23 protein-coding genes are annotated in these 21071 nt (G+C 71.0%); 7 read left to right on the top strand and 16 right to left on the bottom strand.

What is annotated here, in order from left to right; translation table 11 throughout:
* Positions 1–114: 114 nt before the first annotated feature.
* Both ACGH7X_RS23875 and ACGH7X_RS23870 read right to left on the bottom strand, forming a co-directional pair.
* Positions 115–420, bottom strand: a complete 306-nt coding sequence (locus tag ACGH7X_RS23875) for a hypothetical protein (protein ID WP_399887729.1) — start codon at positions 418–420, stop codon at positions 115–117.
* 132 nt (positions 421–552) lie between these two features.
* The gene (locus tag ACGH7X_RS23870) at positions 553–789 is read right to left on the bottom strand and encodes a hypothetical protein (RefSeq protein ID WP_399887727.1); all 237 of its coding nucleotides are present in this window, start codon (positions 787–789) and stop codon (positions 553–555) included.
* On the opposite strand from ACGH7X_RS23870, the gene ACGH7X_RS23865 reads away from it, so the two are divergent.
* Positions 776–1387 (top strand): hypothetical protein, encoded by a 612-nt coding sequence (locus ACGH7X_RS23865; RefSeq protein WP_399887725.1) that lies wholly within the window; start codon positions 776–778, stop codon positions 1385–1387. The genes ACGH7X_RS23870 and ACGH7X_RS23865 overlap by 14 nt on opposite strands.
* Before the next feature lie 171 nt (positions 1388–1558).
* Here the strand turns inward: ACGH7X_RS23865 and ACGH7X_RS23860 are convergent, their stop codons facing one another.
* The 5 genes from ACGH7X_RS23860 to ACGH7X_RS23840 all read right to left on the bottom strand — a co-directional run bounded on the left by ACGH7X_RS23860 (position 1559) and on the right by ACGH7X_RS23840 (position 4658).
* Positions 1559–1939, bottom strand: coding sequence for a hypothetical protein (locus ACGH7X_RS23860; protein ID WP_399887723.1), 381 nt, complete (start codon positions 1937–1939; stop codon positions 1559–1561).
* Entirely contained in the window at positions 1936–2220 is a 285-nt protein-coding gene (locus ACGH7X_RS23855; RefSeq protein WP_399887721.1) for a ribbon-helix-helix protein, CopG family, read from the bottom strand. The genes ACGH7X_RS23860 and ACGH7X_RS23855 overlap by 4 nt, the downstream gene beginning before the upstream one ends.
* A gap of 132 nt (positions 2221–2352) precedes the next feature.
* Complete coding sequence (locus tag ACGH7X_RS23850) at positions 2353–3300, bottom strand: MarR family transcriptional regulator (protein ID WP_399887719.1); 948 nt, start codon at positions 3298–3300, stop codon at positions 2353–2355.
* Positions 3301–3594: 294 nt separating this feature from the next.
* The gene (locus ACGH7X_RS23845) at positions 3595–3843 is read right to left on the bottom strand and encodes a DUF397 domain-containing protein (RefSeq protein ID WP_399887717.1); all 249 of its coding nucleotides are present in this window, start codon (positions 3841–3843) and stop codon (positions 3595–3597) included.
* On the bottom strand, positions 3843–4658 hold the full coding sequence (locus ACGH7X_RS23840) for a helix-turn-helix domain-containing protein (protein ID WP_399887715.1): 816 nt from the start codon (positions 4656–4658) through the stop codon (positions 3843–3845). The genes ACGH7X_RS23845 and ACGH7X_RS23840 overlap by 1 nt, the downstream gene beginning before the upstream one ends.
* Positions 4659–4787: 129 nt before the next feature.
* On the opposite strand from ACGH7X_RS23840, the gene ACGH7X_RS23835 reads away from it, so the two are divergent.
* Complete coding sequence (locus ACGH7X_RS23835; RefSeq protein ID WP_399887713.1) at positions 4788–5264, top strand: ATP-binding protein; 477 nt, start codon at positions 4788–4790, stop codon at positions 5262–5264.
* On the opposite strand, the gene ACGH7X_RS23830 is transcribed toward ACGH7X_RS23835, so the two are convergent.
* From ACGH7X_RS23830 to ACGH7X_RS23820, 3 genes are all read right to left on the bottom strand, one after another.
* Positions 5221–5787, bottom strand: a complete 567-nt coding sequence (locus ACGH7X_RS23830) for a chloramphenicol phosphotransferase CPT family protein (protein ID WP_399887711.1) — start codon at positions 5785–5787, stop codon at positions 5221–5223. The two genes, ACGH7X_RS23835 and ACGH7X_RS23830, sit on opposite strands and share 44 nt — an antisense overlap.
* A gap of 83 nt (positions 5788–5870) precedes the next feature.
* Positions 5871–6584, bottom strand: a complete 714-nt coding sequence (locus ACGH7X_RS23825) for a response regulator transcription factor (RefSeq protein ID WP_217167395.1) — start codon at positions 6582–6584, stop codon at positions 5871–5873.
* Positions 6581–7873, bottom strand: coding sequence for a PspC domain-containing protein (locus tag ACGH7X_RS23820; protein ID WP_399887709.1), 1293 nt, complete (start codon positions 7871–7873; stop codon positions 6581–6583). The genes ACGH7X_RS23825 and ACGH7X_RS23820 overlap by 4 nt, the downstream gene beginning before the upstream one ends.
* Positions 7874–8063: 190 nt before the next feature.
* Here ACGH7X_RS23820 and ACGH7X_RS23815 point away from each other — a divergent pair, with 190 nt between their 5' ends.
* Together ACGH7X_RS23815 and ACGH7X_RS23810 are read left to right on the top strand one after the other, a co-directional pair.
* Entirely contained in the window at positions 8064–9527 is a 1464-nt protein-coding gene (locus ACGH7X_RS23815) for a PspC domain-containing protein (RefSeq protein ID WP_399887707.1), read from the top strand.
* Entirely contained in the window at positions 9514–9765 is a 252-nt protein-coding gene (locus tag ACGH7X_RS23810; RefSeq protein ID WP_399887705.1) for a hypothetical protein, read from the top strand. The genes ACGH7X_RS23815 and ACGH7X_RS23810 overlap by 14 nt, the downstream gene beginning before the upstream one ends.
* A 22-nt stretch (positions 9766–9787) precedes the next feature.
* On the opposite strand, the gene ACGH7X_RS23805 is transcribed toward ACGH7X_RS23810, so the two are convergent.
* The 3 genes from ACGH7X_RS23805 to ACGH7X_RS23795 all read right to left on the bottom strand — a co-directional run bounded on the left by ACGH7X_RS23805 (position 9788) and on the right by ACGH7X_RS23795 (position 12801).
* Complete coding sequence (locus ACGH7X_RS23805) at positions 9788–10303, bottom strand: DoxX family membrane protein (RefSeq protein WP_399887703.1); 516 nt, start codon at positions 10301–10303, stop codon at positions 9788–9790.
* Positions 10304–10464: 161 nt separating this feature from the next.
* Positions 10465–11760 (bottom strand): hypothetical protein, encoded by a 1296-nt coding sequence (locus ACGH7X_RS23800; protein ID WP_399887701.1) that lies wholly within the window; start codon positions 11758–11760, stop codon positions 10465–10467.
* Positions 11761–11997: 237 nt separating this feature from the next.
* The gene (locus ACGH7X_RS23795) at positions 11998–12801 is read right to left on the bottom strand and encodes a class II aldolase/adducin family protein (RefSeq protein ID WP_399887699.1); all 804 of its coding nucleotides are present in this window, start codon (positions 12799–12801) and stop codon (positions 11998–12000) included.
* A gap of 163 nt (positions 12802–12964) precedes the next feature.
* On the opposite strand from ACGH7X_RS23795, the gene ACGH7X_RS23790 reads away from it, so the two are divergent.
* A complete protein-coding gene (locus ACGH7X_RS23790; protein WP_399887697.1) occupies positions 12965–13450 on the top strand; it encodes a pyridoxamine 5'-phosphate oxidase family protein in 486 nt (161 codons plus the stop codon).
* A gap of 6 nt (positions 13451–13456) precedes the next feature.
* On the opposite strand, the gene guaA is transcribed toward ACGH7X_RS23790, so the two are convergent.
* Positions 13457–15037 (bottom strand): glutamine-hydrolyzing GMP synthase, encoded by a 1581-nt coding sequence (gene guaA, locus ACGH7X_RS23785; protein ID WP_399887695.1) that lies wholly within the window; start codon positions 15035–15037, stop codon positions 13457–13459.
* Positions 15038–15357: 320 nt separating this feature from the next.
* Here guaA and ACGH7X_RS23780 point away from each other — a divergent pair, with 320 nt between their 5' ends.
* On the top strand, positions 15358–15699 hold the full coding sequence (locus ACGH7X_RS23780) for a chorismate mutase (protein WP_399887693.1): 342 nt from the start codon (positions 15358–15360) through the stop codon (positions 15697–15699).
* Between the two features lie 490 nt (positions 15700–16189).
* On the top strand, positions 16190–17248 hold the full coding sequence (locus ACGH7X_RS23775; protein WP_399887691.1) for an LAETG motif-containing sortase-dependent surface protein: 1059 nt from the start codon (positions 16190–16192) through the stop codon (positions 17246–17248).
* 136 nt (positions 17249–17384) lie between these two features.
* On the opposite strand, the gene ACGH7X_RS23770 is transcribed toward ACGH7X_RS23775, so the two are convergent.
* On the bottom strand, positions 17385–19175 hold the full coding sequence (locus tag ACGH7X_RS23770; RefSeq protein WP_399887689.1) for a GMC oxidoreductase: 1791 nt from the start codon (positions 19173–19175) through the stop codon (positions 17385–17387).
* A 99-nt stretch (positions 19176–19274) separates the two neighbouring features.
* Positions 19275–20888 (bottom strand): succinic semialdehyde dehydrogenase, encoded by a 1614-nt coding sequence (locus tag ACGH7X_RS23765; RefSeq protein ID WP_399887687.1) that lies wholly within the window; start codon positions 20886–20888, stop codon positions 19275–19277.
* Positions 20889–21071: the final 183 nt, after the last annotated feature.

The following is a 21071-nucleotide window of genomic DNA, read 5'->3' as shown; positions in this document are numbered from 1 at the left end:
CGGTGTTCTCAAACGACCTGGCACCCCAGTAGGTCAGCGAACCGCTACCTGCCAGATGCGCTTCGACGAGACAGACGTGGCCAATCTCAACTCGCGCGTTCCTGCACCTGGTCCTCACCGTTCTCGAAGCTCAGCAGTCTTGCGCGGATCGTCCGCCAGAATGAAGGCCGCGAGCCGCCGTACCTCCTCCTCCACGGACTGATCGCGGGTGACGAAGAATTCGTATCCGTAGCAGCACGCACGCTCCCCCGGCGCCTGGATCTGGTGGAATTCGACATCGACCCCCTCGGAGCTGGTGCGCCCCTCGGGGACGTCGGGCTCCTCGCGTCGTGGCCGGACACCCGCGAGAACGCAGCCCCACTGCTCGAACCAGCCGCTGCCCGTAAGGGTCTGCTCGAACAGCCGGGCAACGGTGTCCACCGGCTCTTCCCGGCTGCGGTCCGCTGCGACCGAGTCGATTGGCCTCGGAGGCCATCAGCCCGTCGTACGTCAGCTCACGGTGTCGGCGGCGCCGCTGGAGTTCCCCGGCGGCGCCGCCGGAACGCCACCGCCCTACTCCGCCGGGAAGAGCCGCAGCTTCGCGGTGTCTCCCACGATGACGAGAACGGCGATCGACAGCTCGTTGACGGTGGAGGGCCCGCCCTGGTCGGGGCGCTGCCCAAACAGGTTGGAGGTGAATCCGCTCGCGTCGACCGAGGTCAGGTCCACGCCCTCGGCACCGACGGCGTTCACCGTGAACGGTCCCGCCCCAAGGCTGCCGGCACGCGGGATCTCGGTGCCCTTCGTCACGACGACCGTGCAGCTTCCGTCTGCACACGCCCGCAGCTCGGCTGGTGTTGACGGCTTCATCGGCTTCATCGGCTTCACCGCGGTCGGCGACGGCGGTGAAGAGGGCTTCGTGGGCGTTGGCGAGGCGGGCGACGACTCGGCCGAACGCGAGGGAGCGGCTGGCGCGGGCGCCCCCGCGTCGCCGCCCGAGTCGGAGCCGCAGCCGGTCAGCGCGGCGGCGAGGGCCAGGGCGCAGACGGTCCCCGCCGGGCCGCGCGCCGCAGACAGCCTGGCCCTGGCCCTACGGCGGCGGGCCAATGATTCCGATGTGGTCATGGCACCGTTCTATACGCGGGTGCCCGGGACGGGTCCCGGACACACCCGCCACCGCCAGGTTCCGGAATGCGGCCATCACCCGTGGTGCGCCAACCTCATGAGCGAGCTCTATCGTTTCGAGATCGAGCCGGAGGTGCGCGCATGGCTACAAGGCCTCAGTAGCCACGATTTCAAGCGCGTCGACGAAGTGGCCGACCTGCTGGCGGAACTGAGGCCCGCGCTCGGTGGGCCGTGGTCCGATCACCTTGAGGGGCCACTGCGTGAGCTGCGGCTCCGCAGATGATCCACGCCCCGAACCTCTCGGCCCCGGTCCGCGTCGCCCTCGTCGACGAGTTACCGTGCACGGGGGCAGCGCGGTGCTATGACGGAGGCATGCCACGCCCGTCTTCAATCAGGCTCCGCACATCTTCTGCTGCAGACGAGGCAGGGCCGTCCGCCGCGAAGCCCTGGCCGTTCACCCGGTCAACGGCAGCACTGGCACACCGAACCCGCGATAGCCGCCTGGCTCCGTGGTAGCGACTTCCCAGCCGGTTGCCATACTCACGGCAGCCACGTGAACGACCGACCATCCCTGGGCGGGGAAGTGCGTGGTCGCGATGTGTCCCATGGTGTCGGCGACGATCCGGTCCACCGATGCCACCTCCACGGCGGAAAGCTGGGCCAGGTGACCCGAAATGCCGGGGCGACGCCTGGTGGCCTCGGCCAGGCTGAGGGCCGGTACCACCACCGTGTACAGCGGATCCTCATGCGCCGCCACGACGAACCCGGACAGCATGCGATGCCCACGCCCGAGGGCCAGGAGACCGTGATGGTCCAGGATGATGCCGTCACTCACGCCGCAGCACCCTTGCGGCGTGCATCGGTGCGGGCCTTGCTCGCGGCCAGCATGCCGCGCGCCTCGACGAGTTCCTCGTCCGTGAGTGCCTGACCGCCCAGCAGGGTTTCCTCGACATATTTCCGCGCCTGTTCGGCTCGCCGCTGACGTTCGACACGGCTTCGCAGGGTCTCGTTGATCACAGCCGAGATCGACGCCGCCTCGCCCGCGTCGACGATCCGCTGCAGCTCTTCGAGCAGGTCAGGGTCGAGGGTGACGGAGATGGGCTTCTTGGCTGCCATGATGCGAGGGTATCGCATGGCCATGCGTGAGACTCCTATTAGGCGTGTGAACAGACGTGGTGAACTGGAGGTACTGGGGGACCGTGCGCGGAAACGGCTCACACACGCAGCGGCAGAGACCGTCCGCAGGGACTACACGGGGCGCGCGACGGCCTGACGGCAACGGTCGCGGGCGGCCAGGGCGCCCTCGCGGGCGAGGACGACGGCTCGGGGGACGTTGGGCGACACGCCCTTCGCGACGCCGTACTCGGCATCACCGCGCGGCACGACGGTACGACAGCCTTGGCACAGGCCGCCGACGAAGGCAGCCGGGCGGCCCGGCACCCCGCACTCGGTGCACTCCGGCATGAGACGGCCGAGGAGGTGGGGTTCAGAGGCGTCGAGTTGCGCTTCCTGCACTGTGGAAGGCAGAGGCATGGGCGGCAGCTTGTCCCGCAGACGGCGAGCGACGAACCCACGCGGCGCGTGGATGGCGTCGGGCAGGCCGGTGGTCAGGGCCTGCATCAGGGATACGGGGCTCGCCCCTCGTTCGAGCCAGGGCACGACCAGGTCGGCGAGGGCGTTGCAGTCGTCGTCGGACAGGGCGAGACGGGGTTCGACACGGCCGAGGCGGGCGAGGGTGCCGTAGGCGGTGGAGTGGTGCGTTTCGGGGGTGGTGGGTGCGGGCGTGGGCTCGCTCGCTGGAGTGACCTCGGGGGTGTCACCGACCGATGCCGTGGCCTCCACGGTGATTTCACCGCCCAAGAGGCGTGCCCACCAAGCGCCGTCCTGTGCCGTGCTGGACCAGAACGTACGGAACACCCAGCGCGTGCCGCCGTCGCCGGTCGCGGCGAGGCCACGGACGCGGTGCAGATGCCCGGCGCGGGAGAGGAAGTTGAGCGCGCTGCGGACGGCTTGCTGGCCGTAGAGCGGGAGAGCCTTGGCGAGGCTCTTGACGTCCATGGCGGCACCCTCGGGGAGCCGGTGCACGTAGGCGGCGATGTAGGCCTCGCGGGCGGGCAGGTGCGAGAAGTCGACGGGCCGGAAGGCGGCGCCGGGCTCAGCGGGGGCGGTGCGTTTCCCGTAGCCGGGATTGGCCATGGGATGTGCTGCGTGTGCAGGCAGGGCGACGTTAGAGTCTTCGTAAGCCACGAGATCTTTCCTAGAGTCGAGATCTTGAGGTGAGACCCCGGCGGGTGTTGTCAGCACCCGACCGGGGTTGTTTAGTCGCTGCGAACGCTAGAGGGCGACGACGGCGCGTCGCAAGCCGATCACAAAAAGTCATCCCGGCTGGCAGTGCGGCTGCTTGCCGCCGGGAGGGCGGGTGGTGGGTAGAACCCCAACCACCCATTCCTCACAAACGCCGCTCGAATCCCGAGCCTCGCCCCTCGAAGCTCAAGCGCCGGTACGGGCGTACGAGACGAAGGCCGTCCAGGCGCCACCGGCAACGGCGAAACGGGGGCTCTGGGGGCCGAGCTTCGAGTCTCGGACGTGGATGGTGTGGGGGCACGGTGCTACTTCGACGCAGTTGCCGCCCTGGCTATCGCTGTAGCTCGACTTGCGCCAGTCAAGGGCTACTTCGAGGCAGGCACCGCCCTGGCTATCGCTGTAGCTCGACTTGAACCAGATCAGGCCCTCAGCCATCACTCCTCCATCACCCTTCTGATGAACGTGGCCGACTCCTCCACGCCGAGACAGTGCATGCGGATCATCGCATGAGCCTGAGTGAGTGCACTCACCTTGTCAGGGCTGCCGTGCAGGACACTGACCTCGGGCGCCTCGATGTACCCACAGTGCTCGTGCTCAGGTGTCTCCAACAGAACAATGCTGCCGTTCAGCGCAACGCCGCTACAGCGACCGAACGGCAAAACCTGGATCGAGACATTGCGGAGCACACCTACATCCAAGAGGTGCCGCAACTGCTCGTGCATCACCTCAACACCGCCAACGTTGGTGCGTAGCGTGGCTTCGTAGATCACGAACCCATACATGACGCCAACTTTGCGACGGAGCGCCTCGGCCCTACGAAGCCTGGCCGCCACTCGCTCGGCAACCGTTTCATCATCCAGCGGAGGCGAGCTGTCGCCGATCAGTGCACGGGCGTAGTCCTCCGTCTGCAACAGGCCTGGGATGAGCAGCGGCTCGTACCACGAGACGGCGATTGCCTCGGCCTCAATAGCCATGAACTCCTGCGAACGCGCCGGAAACGGCTCCGGCTTCAAGTACTCCTGAGCCGCAACGAGCTTCCCGCCCGCCCCACACACCTGATCCGCGATCTGCAAGAACCGCAACGTGGGTCGACGCCGACCGTTCTCCATCGACTTGACGTACTCGTAGTCGTACCCAGCCTCTTTGGCCAGCGCCTCTCTACCGACACCGGCCTCCGCACGCCACATCTTGATCTGGCTGCCGCAGTACCGCCACGCGATCGGCGGCTGGGAGTTCACCTCGGTCGCCATGCACACCCCCGCAGGTCCGCGCAGGGTACAACCACCCGCTGTACCCACTCCGTTACTCGTGAGGCTACGCGTGAGCCGGGACGGTGATCCCGCCAACCGCGAAACGTCAGCGCAAGGGATGAACCGCACATGCAGAGCCCACGGCTTCCGCTGCCCACGACCGCCCCGAAGGACACCGAGTGGCGCCTCCCCCGTCACGCACGCAGCGTCGGCCGGGCGCGCGCCCTTTTCCGTGAACAGGCGGCTTCCTGGGAACTGCCGCAGGACGTGACGGACACGGCGGAACTCCTCCTGAGCGAACTGGTGACCAACGCGTACCGCCACGCGAAGGTCCCGGCCGGCCGCGAAATCTGGGCCCGCTGCATCCTCACGGAAGACCGCCTCCGCGTCATGGTGACGGACGCGGACGCCACGCTCCCGAAACCCGCCACGGCCTGCCCGGACGACGAGTCGGGCCGGGGCCTCGCGCTGGTGGTGGCGCTGGCGGACGACTGGGGCACGCAGGGAAGGGCTTGCGGCATCGGCAAGGAGGTGTGGTTCGAGGTGTCACTCGTGCCTGGGATCAGCGAAGAGGCGAGCCGGCGTGTCTCAGGCGGAGCCGGGTGAAGGCGGTGGGGCTGGAGCGGTGCGGAAGGAACTCCTTGATCCGCTGCGCGCACTCACGCGGGCTCGCCGTGCCCGTGTCGCATTCCAGGTCGTAGTCGCCGTGGCTGTGCACACGCTCGTACTGGTGGGCGGCAAGGCCCGACGGGCGGTCACCTCGGGCAAGCTCGCGGCGGGTGAGCTCGTCGAGCGGGCAGTGGACCCCGACGAACAGTACGTCCTCGGCCGGCAACAACGTCAGGCAGTCGAGCAGCCGCCACGGCTCACTGAGCACATGGTCGACCACGATGTCGTTGCCCGCCTCCGCCATGGCCGCGATCGAACGGTGGAAGCCCATCCTGGTCCGCCGCAACGCGGCGTCGAGCTCTTCGTCCCCGAGCTGTCGTTTGGTCCGCATCGCGTTGAAGCCGTCGACCGCCATGTGGAAGAAAACACCGTCGTCCAGGATCGTCAGAAGCTCCCGAGCGATGCTCGACTTGCCCGAACTGGAGGTGCCGTTGAGGAAGATGATCCGCCCAGAAGCCATGCCTGCATGGTCACATGCTGCCGGGGCCGCGTCGGGGCGGAGTCCCTACTGCCGAATCCCCTCTTCCGGACCGCCCCACATGCTCACACCAGCCGCCGAGCCGTAGCCCACCGCGTCAGCTCGTGGCGGTTGGACAGTTGGAGTTTGCGCAGGACGGCCGAGACGTGGGACTCGACCGTCTTCACCGAGATGTAGAGCTGCTTGGCGATCTCCTTGTACGCGTAGCCGCGGGCGATCAGGCGCAGTACCTCGCGCTCGCGCTGGGTGAGACGGTCGAGGTCCTCGTCGACCGGCGGGGCGTCGGTGGAGGCGAAGGCGTCGAGGACGAAGCCGGCCAGGCGCGGGGAGAAGACGGCGTCGCCCTCCTGGACGCGGAAGACGGAGTTGACCAGGTCCGTGCCGGTGATGGTCTTGGTCACGTAACCCCGGGCACCGCCGCGGATCACACCGATCACGTCCTCCGCCGCGTCCGAGACGGACAGGGCGAGGAAGCGGACGGGCCGTTCGGTGTCGCTCATCAGGGGGGCGCAGCGGCGCAGTACCTCGACCCCGCCGCCGCCGGGGAGGTGGACGTCGAGGAGCACGACCTCGGGGCGGGTCGCGGTGATGACCGTGACGGCCTGGTCGACGTCGGCGGCCTCGCCGACGACCTCGACGCCGGTCTCGGCGGTCTGGCCGATCTCTGCCTGCACGCCGGTGCGGAACATGCGGTGGTCGTCGACGAGCACCACACGTACGTGGCGCTCCGCCGACTCGCCCGCTCCCGCCGTTCCGTTCGCCTCGGTCGGGTCGCTCATGACGTCTTCTCCGCCCTCTCCATTTCCAGTTCGACCTCCGTGCCGCCGTCCGGCACCGCGCGCAGCCGCGCCGTGCCGCCGTTGCGTTCCATGCGGCCGATGATCGATTCTCTGACGCCCATGCGGTCGGCGGGTATCGAGTCGAGGTCGAAGCCGGGGCCGCGGTCCCGGACGGACACGAAGACCGTCCTGCCCTCGACTTCGGCGAAGACCTGTACGGCGCCGCCCTCGCCACCGTACTTGGCCGCGTTCACCATCGCCTCGCGCGCGGCCTGCATCTGTGCGCTGATCCTCTCGTCGAGCGGGCAGTCGCCGACGACCACCACCTCGAGGGGGACGCCGTGCTTGTCCTCGACCTCCGCCGCGTTGCGCTTCACGGCCTCGGCCAGGGTGGTGGGCTCGTCGTCCTCGTCCTTGCCGTTGCCCTCCGGCTTGTAGAGCCAGGAGCGCAGGTCGCGCTCCTGGGCCCGGGCCAGGCGGCGCACCTCGCCCGCGTTCTCCGCGTTGCGCTGGATCAGGGTCAGGGTGTGCAGCACCGAGTCGTGGACGTGGGCGGCGACCTCGGCGCGCTCCTGCGCGCGGATGCGCATCAGCCGCTCCTCGGAGAGGTCCTGCGTCATGCGCACCAGGTAGGGCCCGGCGAGGAGCGTGATGCCGACCAGGACGGCGAGGGCCGCCTGGAGGACGGAGCCGAGGTGGGCGGCGGATCCCTGGAGGACGAAGATGCCGGTGACACCGGCCGTCACCAGCAGGACACCGCCGACCGAGCGCAGCAGGGTGACGGTGCGGCGGTGGCGTCCCACCTCGGCCCAGCGGGCCCGGCGTGCGTTGTCCGCCTGGCGCCAGACGAGGGCGACGCCGGCGCCGACGAGCACGGTCGGCCAGAGGTAGGCCTTGGCTCCGCCGCCGAGGTCGACATTGCCCACGAAGACCAGGGCGACGACGACCATGAGGAGCAGGGCGACCATCTGCCCCTTGTCCGGCTTGCGGGCGACGAGTCTGCGGCGGCCGTCCGGCGAGGTCTCGGAGGTGACGAGCAAGGGCGGCTTCTGCGCCTCGACGCCGCCGACGCCCAGCGGCACGAAGAACCAGAAGGCCGCGTACAGCAGCGCGCCCAGGCCATCGGCCATGAACAGGCCGACGAAGGCGAACCGCACCCAGATGACGGGCAGCCCGAGATGCCCGGCGAGCCCCCGCGCCACGCCACCGAGCCAGCGTCCGTCGCTGCTGCGGTAGAGCTTGCGCGGCGGCCGCGGTTCGACGACGGGTGCTGCTGCGGCTTCCGGCATGACACCGATGGTCACACGGGTGCGGGAGCCGGAGCATCAGGGTCGTTCCCCCAATCACCCCTGATCTTCGGGGCGCGGAAGGCGGGAAAGGGCTCGAACACTCCCCCGGCACGGGGTCAGGGCCGATATCAGGGTCGGACCAGGGTCGAACCGACTGCCGTCACGGCGCCGCGCCCGTCACCATGGACTCATGACAGATCACGAGCGCGCCGCGACGGGTCCGGGACCCGGCTCCGGCCCGCGCCCGCCACGGGGCGCCGGGCCGCGGGACGCCGTGCCCGACGCGGATGCCACGGATGCCACGGGTGCGGCGGGGGCTGCGGGGGCTGCGGGTGCCACGGCCGGCGCGGCGGCCGACGGCGGTCCGGAGGTCCCCGGGCCGCCGCACCGGTTCCGGCGCGACCGGCGGCACAAGGCGCTCGCCGGTGTGTGCGCCGGTCTGGGGCGGCAGTGCGACCTGGATCCGGTGATATTCCGGATCACGCTCGCCGTGCTCTCCGCGACCGGCGGCATCGGGCTCATCTTCTACGGCTTCGCCTGGCTCTTCGTCCCCTACGAGGACGAGGAGGAGAACGAGGTGCGCAAGCTGCTGACCGGCCGGGTCGACGGCCAGGCCCTGGCGGCCGTGCTCTTCGCCCTGGTCGGCTGCGGGGTCTTCCTCACCATGCTGAACAACGGCGGCGTGCTGACCTTCGCCGTCGTCCTCTCCCTGCTCCTCGCGGGCGCCGGGTACTGGTCGCGGCAGCGCAGGACCCCCGACCCCGACCCGCTGTCCACGCAGGCCGCCGCCGACGCCCCGCCGGAGGCGCAGGCGCCCCCGATCATGTACACCTGGCCCTCCTGGTGGCGCGAACCCATAGTCAAGGACGGCACCCATGACGGCGGGACGGGATACATGTGGGGCCCGCCGGACTCCGAGGAGCGTGACATCGCGGCGGCCGTCAACATCGGTCGCGGGGTCCCGGGGCGGCGCGACCACGTCCCCGCGGGTGACCGGCGCTCCCGGTCCGCGCAGACGCGCGGCCCGCGCGGCATCGGCGGCTGGGTGTTCCTCCTCGCCCTGCTCGCGGGCTTCCTCGGGACCCGGCTGACGTGGGACGAGCACCCGCTCGGCACCAGTCTGCAGACCGGCCTGGCGTGCGCGCTCGCCGTCTTCGGCCTCGGTATCGCCGTCAGCGCCTTCCTCGGGCGCACGGGAGCCGGGTCGATCTTCCTGGCGGTCGTCACGGCGGGGCTGCTCGCCGGTTCGGCCGCCGTGCCGAAGGACGTCGGCACCGAGTGGGTCCGGACCACCTGGGAGCCCGCGGTGGCGGCGGACGTGCGCGAGCAGTACGACATCGGGGCCGGCAGCGGCACCCTCGACCTGTCCCGGCTGGACGTGGCCGAGGGGCAGACGGTGACCACCCGGGCCGACGTGGGCATGGGCCGCATACGGGTCGTCGTGCCGCAGGACGTGACCGTGCGGCTGAACGTCGAGGTGGGCGTGGGCGACATACAGCTGCCCGGCGACGACGAGAAGGACGTGGACGTGGCACCGGGCAAGCACAAGGAGATCACCCTGTCCCCCACCCCGGGCGGCAAGGACGCCGGCACGCTCGACCTCGACCTCCAGGTCGGCGTCGGTCAGGCGGAGGTGACCCGTGCTGCGTCATAGGTTCCAGCCGGGACGACTGGTGGCCGGGCTCTTCCTGATGCTCGCCGGTGTCATCTACGCGGGCGACGCGGGCGGTCTCTGGGAGACGCCGTGGTTCGTGGTGATCCCCGTGGTCGTGGGCGGGCTCTGCCTCGCCGGCGCGGTCGGGGTCGTGGCCCGGACCGTCCACCGACGCCGTGGAGCGCTCGGCCCGGCGTCGTCGGCGGACGAGCCCCGGGCGGGCCTCCCCCGCCGCTGACGCCACTCGGGCCGGCGACGGGCTACCGGTACCCGCCCGTCCGCCGCCGGCGCCGGGAGCGCAGCGCGGCGTCCAGCGACAGGAGCGGGGCGCCCGCGAGGACGAGAGGAAGCCAGGCCATGAGGTAGGCGAGGTCGTTGCCGTAGTAGTACGGGTCGGAGGCCCAGCTGACGGTCAGCCACAGGCTGAGCGAGATCAGCGCACCGCCGAGCGCCGCGAGGCGGGTGAGCAGTCCGAGCAGAGTGCCGATGCCGACGGCCAGTTCACCGAGGGCGATGGCGTAGCCGAAGCCGGGCGGGTTCTTCAGGGCCAGGTCGACCAGGGCGGGGACGGCCGAGGAGTCGCGCACGGCACGCATCATGTCGCCGACGGAACCGGCGCCCGCGTCCTTCATGAAGGCGCTGTCGGTGAGCTTGTCCAAGCCCGCGTAGACGAAGGTGACACCGAGAAAGATCCGTAGGGGAAGGAGGGCGTACCGGGCGGCGTCGTCCCGCCAGCCCCCGCCGCCCTGGGACGAGGTGTGGACATCCGTCCGCATACCGTGCGTCATCACTGCCAGCCGCCTCCCGCGCGCATGCCGAGCCCCCCACCAGACCATACGTACGACACGGAGGCCCCGCTCAACCCTCCTGCAACCGGTTTCTTGCTGTCGGTTTCGACAGGTCGCGGCCGCCGTGGACGCGGCGAAGGCGGGTGGTGTCAGTCCGTCACGTCGATCGCGTACCGGTTGGTCTCCACGCCCGCGCCGGTGACCACCTGGACGTCCACGCGGCCCGGTTCCACGTCCGCCGGTACCGGGACCGTCAGCAGGTCGTCCGTGGGGTTGCTGAAGCCGCCCGGCACCGGGACCAGGGGGACGTGGACGTTGACCGCGCCGATGCGCACGACCATCCGGGAGAGGCGGTCCGCGCGCTGGGCACCCGGCGGCACGAAGCCCGCGCCGCGGATCTCGATGTCGTCGCCGGTGCGGATCGGCGCGTCCAGGTCACCGGCCTCCCGTGCCCGGACGACGGAGAGGATCACCGGCCTGCCGCCCTCCGCGTACTTCCCGGCCACGTACGTCGCGGCCGACACCAGGACCACCACGGCGAGCCCCCACGGCAGGTCGGGCAGCTGTTCCGGGCGCCGGGCCAGCCGGACCGCCGCGAACACCAGGGCGACGGTGCTGATCACGACGTACTGGATGTCGGCGAAGGTCCCGCGGCCCGCGTCGTCGGTCAGCAGGTCGGACGCGCGCGGCCGGTCCGCCCGTACCTTCTGCAGCCGCTGTCCCAGCACCCGCAGGCCCACCACCCGCCGCACCAGGACCGCGATCCCGCAGACCACCGCGAGCACGGTCACCGCACCGGCGCCCCGGCCGAGTTCGAGACCCGAGATCAGCGCGTCCCGCCGGTCGTGGCTCGAGGCCACGGCCAGTTGCCCGGCCAGCACGAGCACCGCGTAGGCGACGAACAGCACCCAGACCACCGCCACGGCACGGGACGTGGACAGGCGGTTGTCCTCGCCGATGACGGGGGCCAGCGCCCCGCCCCGCGTCCGGTGGAACCACGACGCCGCCGTCAGCGCGCCGGCCACCAACAGCGCCGCCGCGAGCCCGGCGGTGCGCGCCGCGGTCCAGCCGGCCCCGACCGCGGTCAGCGCCTGCCCGAGCAGCAGCAGTACGACCGTCGCCCACACGGCGGCCGACGTGCGCCGGCCCAGTCCCGCCAGCCAGGCGTCGCCCTCGGCGCGACCGCGTTCGGCGACGAGTTCCGCGGACTGGGTCAGCTCCTCCGAGACCCACTGGCGGGAGGCAGAGGCCGAGTGGGCCACCGCCGCGGGCAGCCCCTGCCCGGCCGCGAACTCGTCCCGCCGCAGCAGGAACGCGGCGACCGCCCGACGGTGCCTCTCACGGGCCCCGTGCGGGCAGTCCCCGCAGGTGCAGCCGCCGCGGTGCGCCCCGTCGTACGCGTCCTTGTCCGAGCCGCTCCCGCGTCTCGCTTCCTGCACCGCCACGCCCGACGCCTGCCTTCCCGAACCCGTGAAAGAACACCTCGACCACCACGGCACCGGCCGCGGCAGAATGCCTAAGTCCCGTGGGACGACTGCGAATTGTGCCGTACACCACCCCTCGTGCGCCCGGCGCCCCCGGTCCGCTCTGCTCAGCGCGGGTGACGCCCGGACCGCCGTGTTGACGACCGCGCCCGCCACCGGGGCGACCGTGCCGACCGGGGCGACCGGGCTGCGAGACACTCAGTCGAACAGGTCCGGCTCGCTCCGGCTGATCTGGCGCCACAAGGGCTGGTAGTTGATCCACGCCACCAGGTCGCCGCCGAGCTGCTCGCGGGTCGCCACGGCCTGCCGGTGGTCGATCAGCACCGGCCGCCCCGCCGCCTTCGCCGTCAGCTGCACCTGGCAGGACCGTTCCAGCGACAGGAACCACCAGGCCGCCGCGTCCACCGAGTCGCCGACCGTCAGCAGTCCGTGGTTGCGCAGCACGAGCGCCTTGCCGGAGCCGAGGACGCGTGCGATGCGCCGCCCCTCCTCGGCGTCGACGGCGACGCCCGAGTAGGAGTCGTACAGCGCGTGGTCCTCGTAGAAGGCGCAGCTCTCCTGCGTGATCGGGTCGAGGAGGTCGCCGAGTGCCGAGAGCGCGCGCCCGTGCACCGAGTGGCAGTGGGCGACCGCGACGACGTCGGGACGGGCGGCGTGGACCTGGGAGTGCACGGTGAAGGCGGCCTGGTTCACGTGGTGGCCGCCCTCCACCACCTGGCCCTCGGAGTTGGCCAGCACGAGGTCGCTCACCGTGACGTGCGCGAACGGCACGCCGAAGGGATTGACCCAGAAGCAGTCGCTGTACTCGGGGTCGCGGGCCGTGATGTGTCCGGAGACCCCGTCCTCGAACCCGTACCGCCCGAAGACGCGCAGCGCGCCCGCGAGCCGTTCCTTGCGGTGCCGGCGTTCGTCCTCGACCGAGTCGTGCATCGGCGGCATCGCGAAGCGCAGCCGGTCGGTGGGCAGCGGCGGGGGCGGGGTGGCCCCGGGCGTCCCGTCCATGTGTTCTCTGTCCTTTGTTCTCTGTCCTTCGGCTCCGGTGTTCTCTGTCCTTCGGCGCCGGATGTGCCTTAGGAGCCGGAAGTTACCGGTGGTGGGGCCAGGAGGACAGATCCGGGCCGCATACCCGACAGACGGTGTCGGAATTCGGGTCCAGACTCGGCGTATGACACCAGGCACCCCCGCGAACTGGGCCGGCTTCACCACGGCCGAACCCGAACTGGCCGCCACCGTCGAGGCACGCTTCGGCGCGTACACCCACCACACCCTGGCCACCCTGCGCAAGGACGGATCGCCCCGCACCAGCGGCCTCGAGGTGCGGTTCCTGAACGGCGAGCTGTGGCTCGGCATGATGCCGGACTCGCTCAAGGCGCTCGACCTGCGCCGCGACCCCCGGTTCGCACTGCAGGCGAACCCCGGGGACGGCACCGGCATGGGCGGCGGGGACGTGCGGATCGGCGGCCGGGCGGTCGAGGTCGAGGACCCGCAGACCAAGGCCGGATACGTGAAAGAGGTGGAACCGCCGGAGCCGTTCCACCTCTTCCGTACCGAGCTGACGGAGGTCGTGCGGACCTACGTGGAGGACGACGCGTACCTCGTCGTGCAGGTCTGGCAGCCCGGGAAGCCTTTGCGCACCCTCAGGCGCACCTAGGGGGTGTCACTCCCACTCGATCGTCCCCGGCGGCTTCGAGGTCACGTCGAGGACGACCCGGTTGACGTCCTTGACCTCGTTGGTGATCCGGGTCGAGATCTTGGAGAGCACGTCGTACGGCAGCCGGGACCAGTCGGCCGTCATGGCGTCCTCGGAGGAGACCGGCCGCAGCACGATCGGGTGACCGTAGGTACGGCCGTCGCCCTGGACTCCGACGGAGCGGACGTCCGCGAGCAGCACCACGGGGCACTGCCAGATGTCGCGGTCGAGGCCGGCCGCCGTCAGCTCCTCGCGGGCGACGGCGTCGGCCTCGCGCAGCAGGTCGAGGCGCTCGCGCGTGACCTCGCCGACGATCCGGATGCCGAGGCCCGGGCCCGGGAACGGCTGGCGCTGGACGATCTCGTCCGGCAGGCCCAGCTCGGCGCCGACCATCCGGACCTCGTCCTTGAACAGCTGGCGCAACGGCTCGACCAGCTCGAACTCGATGTCGTCGGGGAGTCCGCCCACGTTGTGGTGGGACTTGATGTTGGCGGTGCCGGTGCCGCCGCCGGACTCGACGACGTCCGGGTAGAGCGTGCCCTGCACGAGGAAGGCGACCTCGGGGCCGTCCTCCTCGAGGATCTCCAGCTGCGCCTGCTCGAAGACGCGGATGAACTCGCGGCCGATGATCTTCCGCTTCTCCTCGGGGTCGGAGACCCCGGCCAGCGCGCCCAGGAAGCGCTCGCTGGCGTCCACGACCTTCAGCTGCACGCCGGTCGCGGCCACGAAGTCCTTCTCGACCTGCTCGGTCTCGCCCTTGCGCATCAGGCCGTGGTCGACGTAGACGCAGGTCAGCTGGGAGCCGATGGCCTTCTGGACGAGGGCGGCGGCGACCGCGGAGTCCACGCCGCCGGACAGGCCGCAGATGGCGCGCTTGTCGCCGACCTGCGCGCGGATCGCCGCGACCTGCTCCTCGATCACACTGCCCGTGGTCCAGTCGGGGGCCAGGCCCGCGCCCCGGTACAGGAAGTGCTCCAGCACCTGCTGTCCGTGGGTGGAGTGCATGACCTCGGGGTGGTACTGGACGCCGTAGAGCTTCTTCTCGTCGTTCTCGAAGGCGGCGACCGGGACGACGTCCGTGGAGCCGGTGACGGTGAAGCCCTCGGGAGCGGCGGAGCAGGCGTCGCCGTGCGACATCCACACCGCCTGCTCGGCCGGGGTGCCCTCGAAGAGGGTGGAGGACGGCTTGGAGACCGCGAGGTCGGTGCGGCCGTACTCACGGGCGCCGGAGTTGTCGACGGTGCCGCCGAGCGCCTGCGCCATCAGCTGGAAGCCGTAGCACATGCCGAAGACGGGGACGCCGGCCTCGAAGAGGGCGCGGTCGACGGTGGGGGCGCCCGGCTCGTACACCGACGAGGGGCCGCCGGAGAGGATGATGGCCGCCGGGTTCTTGGCGAGGATCTCCTCGACCGGCATGGAGCTCGGCACGATCTCGCTGTAGACCCGCGCCTCGCGGACACGACGGGCGATGAGCTGGGCGTACTGCGCGCCGAAGTCGACGACCAGGACGGTGTCGGGGGCGGCGGCAGCGGGAGTCGCTGATGACACGGGGTGCCTTCCGGCGGTCGGGCGGGGGGCTTGTGCTGCCGATTCTACCGAGGTGGGCGGGTGGCCCGGTCTCGCCTCGGGTCTCACCATGCGAACCGGCTTGGACACCGACCGTCGCCGGGGCATACTTGGCCCATGCTCACGCACCAGGCGTTCCTGTTTACCTATGGCAACCGGCCCACCGGCTGCCATGGTCGTGCTGCTTGAGCAACTGACAAGCGACTTCCCAGGCGCCCCGGGCCGACAAGGTCCGGGGCGCCTGGCGTTTTCGGACCCCGCCGCTCCCGGTCGCCGCCACTCTTCGGCGAGGAGCCACCGAGATGACCGTCACCGCAGCAGACACGTCCACCGCAGCGGACACGTCCACCGCGGACGCCAAGACCGCCGCAGCCGACAAGACCGGCGCCCGCACCACCGAGGCCGCCGGCGTGATCACCGGCGCCCGGGAGCGCATCGACGCCCTGGACGACCGGATCATCGGGTTGATCCAGGAACGGATGGCCGTCTCGGCCGTCATCCAGGACGCGCGGATCACCTCGGGCGGCCGGCGCGTGAACCTCTCCCGCGAGATGGAGGTCCTCGACCACTACCGGCAGGCGCTGGGCAAGCCGGGCACGGCCCTGGCGATGACGATGCTGGAGCTGTGCCGGGGTCGTATCTGAGTTCGGGCGTCTTCTCACCCGTACGGCGCGTGACCGGTGCGCGAGCGGCTTCGTTGGTCCCGGTGTCCGTGTCAGCCAGGGGCGGGCCCGAAAGAACCACGCGTGGCTCGCTGGAGCGATGAGACGTACGGATCATGCCGTACGTCGTGGGACCTCGCTCCAGGAAGTGACCGGACGGCAGGGGACAGCAGCCCGGTCACCCAAGAGAACGGCCGGCTCCGGGGACGCCCGGGGCCGGCCGACGGAACGGGTCCCTCGTTCGACGCAAGCTTCCCAGGCACGCGGCGCAACCCCCCGGCGCCGCTCCCGAGGCACCGGCGCTGCCCTGACGCCGGTGCCGGCCGAGGAAGGGCCTCGCGGCTCCGGTTCCGCGGGGCCCTTCGCCATGCCCCCGCCCACGTGCGGCGATCCGGTCGGAAGTGACGCAGGCCACATAAAGATTCTGTGAATGTGGGGACAACCATTCACAGGTTCCACTGATCAAAGAGGCATGAAGCTTCGTCGCGCACTTGCCGCAGCCGCCGTCACGGCAGTGATCGCCCCCGCCGCGCTCCTCGCGGCCCCGACCGCCTACGCCACCGACGGCACGTCGCCGTCCCCGTCCGCCTCGTCGGACGGCTCCACGGGCGGGCCGGACTCGAACCCGTCCACCGGCCAGACGCCGTCCCAGAACGAGTCGACGGGCGAGACCACGTCGGCTCCGGGCGACTCGACGAGCACTTCCCCGGGGTCTGCGGACTCCCCGGGCGCTCCCGGCTCCCCGAGCGAGACGGACGACGAGGGCACTCCCGCGCCCGGCGAGTCCGGGACGACCACGACCGCCCCCGCGGCCCCGTCGCCGAGCACCTCCACGCCCGAGGAGACCGAGACCCCGGACCCCGAGCCGTCCGTGTGCGAGGACTCCAAGGTCGACGTCGACATCGAGGGCCTGCCCGGCGAGATCGCGGCGGGCAGCGGCTGGCACGAGTTCTCGCTGAACGTCGCCAACAACTCCGGCTCCACGCTGGACAACCTCGAGTACCTGGCCGGCGCCTCCGCCGACCGCGACGGCGAGGAGCTGTTCGAGAGCAAGAAGGTCGGCCTCCAGGCCTGGAACCCCGAGGACAAGGTCTGGGAGGACCTCAACGAACTCGGTTACGCCGTCGGCTACATCGGCTACACCGACGAGCTGGCGCCCGACTACGAGGTCGACATCCCGATGCGGCTCAACGTGCGGGCCGGCGCCCCGGTCGGCGCGGGCTTCACGCTCGGCGCGACGATCTACGGCGACGCGGACGGCGAGTGCACCGGTTTCGGCGACGTCGCCTACAAGTTCAAGATCGTGGCCGCCGGCACGGACACGGAGGGCACCAAGCCGCAGGAGGGCGGCAAGGCACCGGTCGCCGTCGAGAAGCCGGCCGCCAACACCCCCGAGGTCACCGGCAGTCTCGCCCAGACCGGCTCCAGCTCGGCGCTGCCGATGATCGGCCTCGTCGGCGGGCTCGCCGTCGTCGTGGGCGGCGGTGCGGTGTTCGTGGTGCGGCGCCGCAAGGCCGGCTCGGACGCGTGACAGCCGCGTAGGCGGCACGGCACAGGCTGGGTGAGTCGGTACAGCACAGGCTGGGTGAGAGGGACCCGCGCTCGGAGGGGGGTGCGGGTCCCTCTCACCTTTCCGCTGCCCGGCCACAGCCGGCCGGCCGTCGCCACTACTTCTTCGGCGGCACCGTCGGCAGGCCCAGGAACGGCAGCCGCAGCGCGCCGAAGGCCTCCGCGGGGACCGCCGGGGACGCGGGCTCGACGGCGGCCAGCCGTTCGTACCCGGCGCCCTGTTCGGGGCGCGGGTCGCTCTCGCCCTTGTTCGGCCAGTACGACATCGCCCGCTCGGCCTGCGCCGTGATGGTCAGCGACGGGTTGACGCCCAGGTTGGCCGAGACGGCGGCACCGTCGACGACCGAGATGCCGGGGTGACCGTAGAGCCGGTGGTACGGGTCGATGACCCCGGTCTCGCGGGAGGCGCCGATCGGGCAGCCGCCGAGGAAGTGCGCGGTGAGCGGGGTGCCCATCAGCTCGCCGACGTTGGAGCCGGGGAAGCCGTTGATCTCGGTGGCGAGCGCGGCGGCGCCCTCGGTCGCGGCCTTGATCTGCTTGGGGTTGGGCGAGCCGTGGCCCTGGCGGGCGGTGAGCAGGCCCTTGCCGACGCCGGTCGGTTTCAGGTGCGTGGACAGGGAGTTGTCCAGGGACTGCATGACCAGGCCGATGATGGTCCGCTCCGACCACTTCCGGTTGGACAGGGAACGCAGGACCAGCAGCGGGTGCTTGGCCGCGTGGCCGAGGAAGCCCAGGACGCGGGAGGTGCCCGAGGCGGTCTGCCCGGCGTAGGGGACCTGGAGGATCGACAGGCCGCCCATCGAGTTGGAGCCTTTGCCGTAACGCACCGGCTCGATGTGGGTGTTGGCGTCCGGGTGGATCGAGGACGTGATGGCGACGCCGCGGGTGAAGTCGGCCCGTGACTCGCCGGTGGCCCTGCGGTAGCGCCGGTCGTCGGTCTGGGCGCCGACCAGGGCCTCGGAGTTGGTGCGGGTCAGCTCGCCGAGCTTGTCCGATATGTGGGGGAGCTGGCCGCCCGCCTTCATGCGGTGCAGCAGGGTCTGGGTGCCGTAGGTGCCGGCGGCGACGACGACCCGGCGGGCGGTGAACGTGCGGCCCTCGTCCTTCTTCTGCCGGTCGGTGGGGAGCGTGGCGACGGCGAACCCGCCGCGCGAGTCGTCCGTGACGGAGACGACCGTCGTCATCGGGTGCACGACGGCGCCGGCCTTCTCCGCGAGGTACAGGTAGTTCTCGTTGAGGGTGTTCTTCGCGCCGTGCCGGCAGCCGGTCATGCACTCGCCGCACTCGTTGCAGGCCCTGCGGTCGGGCCCCGCGCCGCCGAAGTACGGGTCGGGCACCCGCTCGCCCGCCTTGGCCTTCGTCTTGCCGTCGGCGTCCTCGCCGTCGCCGAAGAACACGCCGACCGGCGCCATGTGGAAGCTGTCGCCGCAGCCCATCCGCTCGGCGGCCGCCTTCAGGTGCACGTCGGAGGGGGTCATCGTCGGGTTGAGCCGTACCCCGAGCATGCGCCGCGCCTGGTCGTAGTACGGCGTCAGCTCCTCGTGCCAGTCGGTGATGTCCCGCCACTGGGGGTCGTCGAAGAAGGGCTTCGGCGGCACGTAGAGGGTGTTGGCGTAGTTCAGGGAGCCGCCGCCGACGCCGGCGCCTGCCAGGACCATGACGTTGCCGAGCAGGTGGATGCGCTGGATGCCGAACATGCCGAGCTTCGGCGCCCAGAGGTAGTTCTTGAGGTCCCAGGAGTTCTTGGGGAGGCTCTCGCCGGTGAAGCGGCGGCCGGCCTCCAGGACGCCGACGTCGTAGCCCTTCTCGGTGAGGCGGAGGGCGGAGACGGAGCCTCCGAATCCCGACCCCACGACGAGGACGTCGTAGTCGTAAGCGTCCTTGGGCACGGGTGTCTCCTCTTTGAGTGTCGGCTGCGGGTAGTTCGTGGCTGGTCGCGCTCGCGCGGCGGAGCCGCACATTGATGCGGCCCCGCGCCCCTGGGTCGGTTACCTGAACCGGAGTGTCTTCATGATCCGGAGACTGCGGCTCATGAACCGGGCGTATCCCTCGTCGTCCATTCCCAGCGACGGTGCCATCGGCAGCAGTCGCTGGTGGGCGACCGTCTGGGCCTCGGTGTACTTGAGGATGCCCTCGGAGCCGTGCCGGCGGCCGAGGCCGGAGTCCTTCATGCCGCCCATCGGGGACTGGACGCTGCCGTAGGCGGAGGCGTAGCCCTCGTTGATGTTGACGGTGCCGGTGCGCAGCCGGGCGGCGACGTCACGGCCGCGCCGGGCGTCCTTGGTCCAGACCGCGGAGTTCAGGCCGTACGGCGTGGAGTTGGCGTGCTCGACCGCCTCGTCCTCGGTCTTGAAACGGTAGACGGAGACGACCGGGCCGAAGGTCTCCTCGGCGCACACGGTCATGGGCGCCGCGACACCGTCGAGGATGGTGGGCTCGTAGAAGTACGGGCCGATGTCCGGGCGGGCGACGCCGCCGGCGACGAGCTTCGCGCCCCGCTCCACGGCATCGGCGACGTGCGCCTTCACGGTCTCCAGCTGCCGCTCCCCCACCAGCGAGCCCATGTCGGCGCCGTAGGAGAGGGAGGTGCCGAGCCGCATCGCCCTGGTGCGGGCGGCGAAGCGCTCCAGGAAGGCGTCGGCGACGGACTCGTGGACGTAGAGCCGCTCGATGGAGATGCAGAGCTGGCCGGCCGAGGAGAAGCAGGCGCGTACGGCGCCCGCCGCGGCCTTCTCGATGTCGGCGTCCTCGAGGACCAGCATGGCGTTCTTGCCGCCGAGTTCGAGGGAGACGCCGACGAGGCGGGCGGCGGCGCCCTGGGCGACCTCGCGGCCGGTGCGGGTGGAGCCGGTGAAGGAGACGTAGTCGGCGTGCTTGACGACCTCGGGGCCGACGACCGGTCCTTCGCCGAGCACGACCTGGAAGACCTCGGCGGGCAGGCCTGCCTCGATGAGCAGGTCACGCGCCCACAGGGCGGTCAGGCAGGTCTCGGTGTCGGGCTTCATGACGACGGCGTTGCCCGCGACGAAGGCGGGGATCGCGTCACCGACGGACAGCTCCAGCGGGTAGTTCCAGGGAGCGATCTGGCCGACGACGCCGCGCGGGTGGCGCAGCTCGGTGACCTTGGTCAGGGTCGGTACGGCGCCGGTGTGCCGCTTGGGCCGCAGGTAGGCGGGCCCCTTGCGCCCGTAGTGGCGGGCGGCGACGGCGACGGCCTGGACCTCCTCGTGGGCGTGCAGGCGGGCCTTGCCGGTCTCCAGCTGGATGAGGTCGAGGACCTCGGCCTGGCGCTCCAGGACCAGGTCGTGGAAGCGCAGCAGGACGGCGGCGCGCTGCCGCACCGGCGTACGCGCCCACACGGCCTGGGCGGCGCGGGCCCGCTCGAAGGCGCCCGCCACGTCCTCGGGCGTCGACTCGGGCAGGTCGGCCAGCTTCTCGCCGGTGAACGGGGTGTGGTTGGCGGTGCGGCCGGAGCCGGCCACGCCCTTGGTGAGCTGGGCGACCAGCTCGGGCGTCACCACGTCGGCAGCGGTGCGGGCGCCCTCCGGGGTGGGGGCGAGGGGGTTCGTGCCGGTGAGTTCCGGGGCCTGCGCGTCCGTCATGAGCCGCAGGGTATGACGCCGCGAGGGCTTTGTGTACCCGTCGGTAATGGGGATTCACCGTGATTCACCGAGTGCTCACATGACGCCAGTGATCGCTGGCAACAAACCCGCTGATCAGGGCGTTACGCGGAAGGGCTGGACCTGATCACTTCTTTTCGCCCCGGAGAGGCCGGAAAGCCGCCC

The organism is Streptomyces sp. BBFR51, from assembly GCF_044591655.1.
Taxonomy (GTDB): Bacteria; Actinomycetota; Actinomycetes; order Streptomycetales; family Streptomycetaceae; genus Streptomyces.
The sequence above is the reverse complement of the archived record's forward strand: the minus strand, read 5'-3'. Positions and strand labels throughout refer to the sequence as shown.

Coding starts and splice junctions, on each gene's coding strand:
- ACGH7X_RS23855 (WP_399887721.1), bottom strand. CDS start 2,220: ATGGCAGCCAAGAAGCCCATCTCCGTCACCCTCGACCCTGACCTGCTC.
- ACGH7X_RS23850 (WP_399887719.1), bottom strand. CDS start 3,300: ATGGCCAATCCCGGCTACGGGAAACGCACCGCCCCCGCTGAGCCCGGC.
- ACGH7X_RS23845 (WP_399887717.1), bottom strand. CDS start 3,843: ATGGCTGAGGGCCTGATCTGGTTCAAGTCGAGCTACAGCGATAGCCAG.
- ACGH7X_RS23840 (WP_399887715.1), bottom strand. CDS start 4,658: ATGGCGACCGAGGTGAACTCCCAGCCGCCGATCGCGTGGCGGTACTGC.
- ACGH7X_RS23835 (WP_399887713.1), top strand. CDS start 4,788: ATGCAGAGCCCACGGCTTCCGCTGCCCACGACCGCCCCGAAGGACACC.
- ACGH7X_RS23830 (WP_399887711.1), bottom strand. CDS start 5,787: ATGGCTTCTGGGCGGATCATCTTCCTCAACGGCACCTCCAGTTCGGGC.
- ACGH7X_RS23825 (WP_217167395.1), bottom strand. CDS start 6,584: ATGAGCGACCCGACCGAGGCGAACGGAACGGCGGGAGCGGGCGAGTCG.
- ACGH7X_RS23820 (WP_399887709.1), bottom strand. CDS start 7,873: ATGCCGGAAGCCGCAGCAGCACCCGTCGTCGAACCGCGGCCGCCGCGC.
- ACGH7X_RS23815 (WP_399887707.1), top strand. CDS start 8,064: ATGACAGATCACGAGCGCGCCGCGACGGGTCCGGGACCCGGCTCCGGC.
- ACGH7X_RS23805 (WP_399887703.1), bottom strand. CDS start 10,303: ATGCGGACGGATGTCCACACCTCGTCCCAGGGCGGCGGGGGCTGGCGG.
- ACGH7X_RS23795 (WP_399887699.1), bottom strand. CDS start 12,801: ATGGACGGGACGCCCGGGGCCACCCCGCCCCCGCCGCTGCCCACCGAC.
- ACGH7X_RS23790 (WP_399887697.1), top strand. CDS start 12,965: ATGACACCAGGCACCCCCGCGAACTGGGCCGGCTTCACCACGGCCGAA.
- ACGH7X_RS23780 (WP_399887693.1), top strand. CDS start 15,358: ATGACCGTCACCGCAGCAGACACGTCCACCGCAGCGGACACGTCCACC.
- ACGH7X_RS23775 (WP_399887691.1), top strand. CDS start 16,190: ATGAAGCTTCGTCGCGCACTTGCCGCAGCCGCCGTCACGGCAGTGATC.
- ACGH7X_RS23765 (WP_399887687.1), bottom strand. CDS start 20,888: ATGACGGACGCGCAGGCCCCGGAACTCACCGGCACGAACCCCCTCGCC.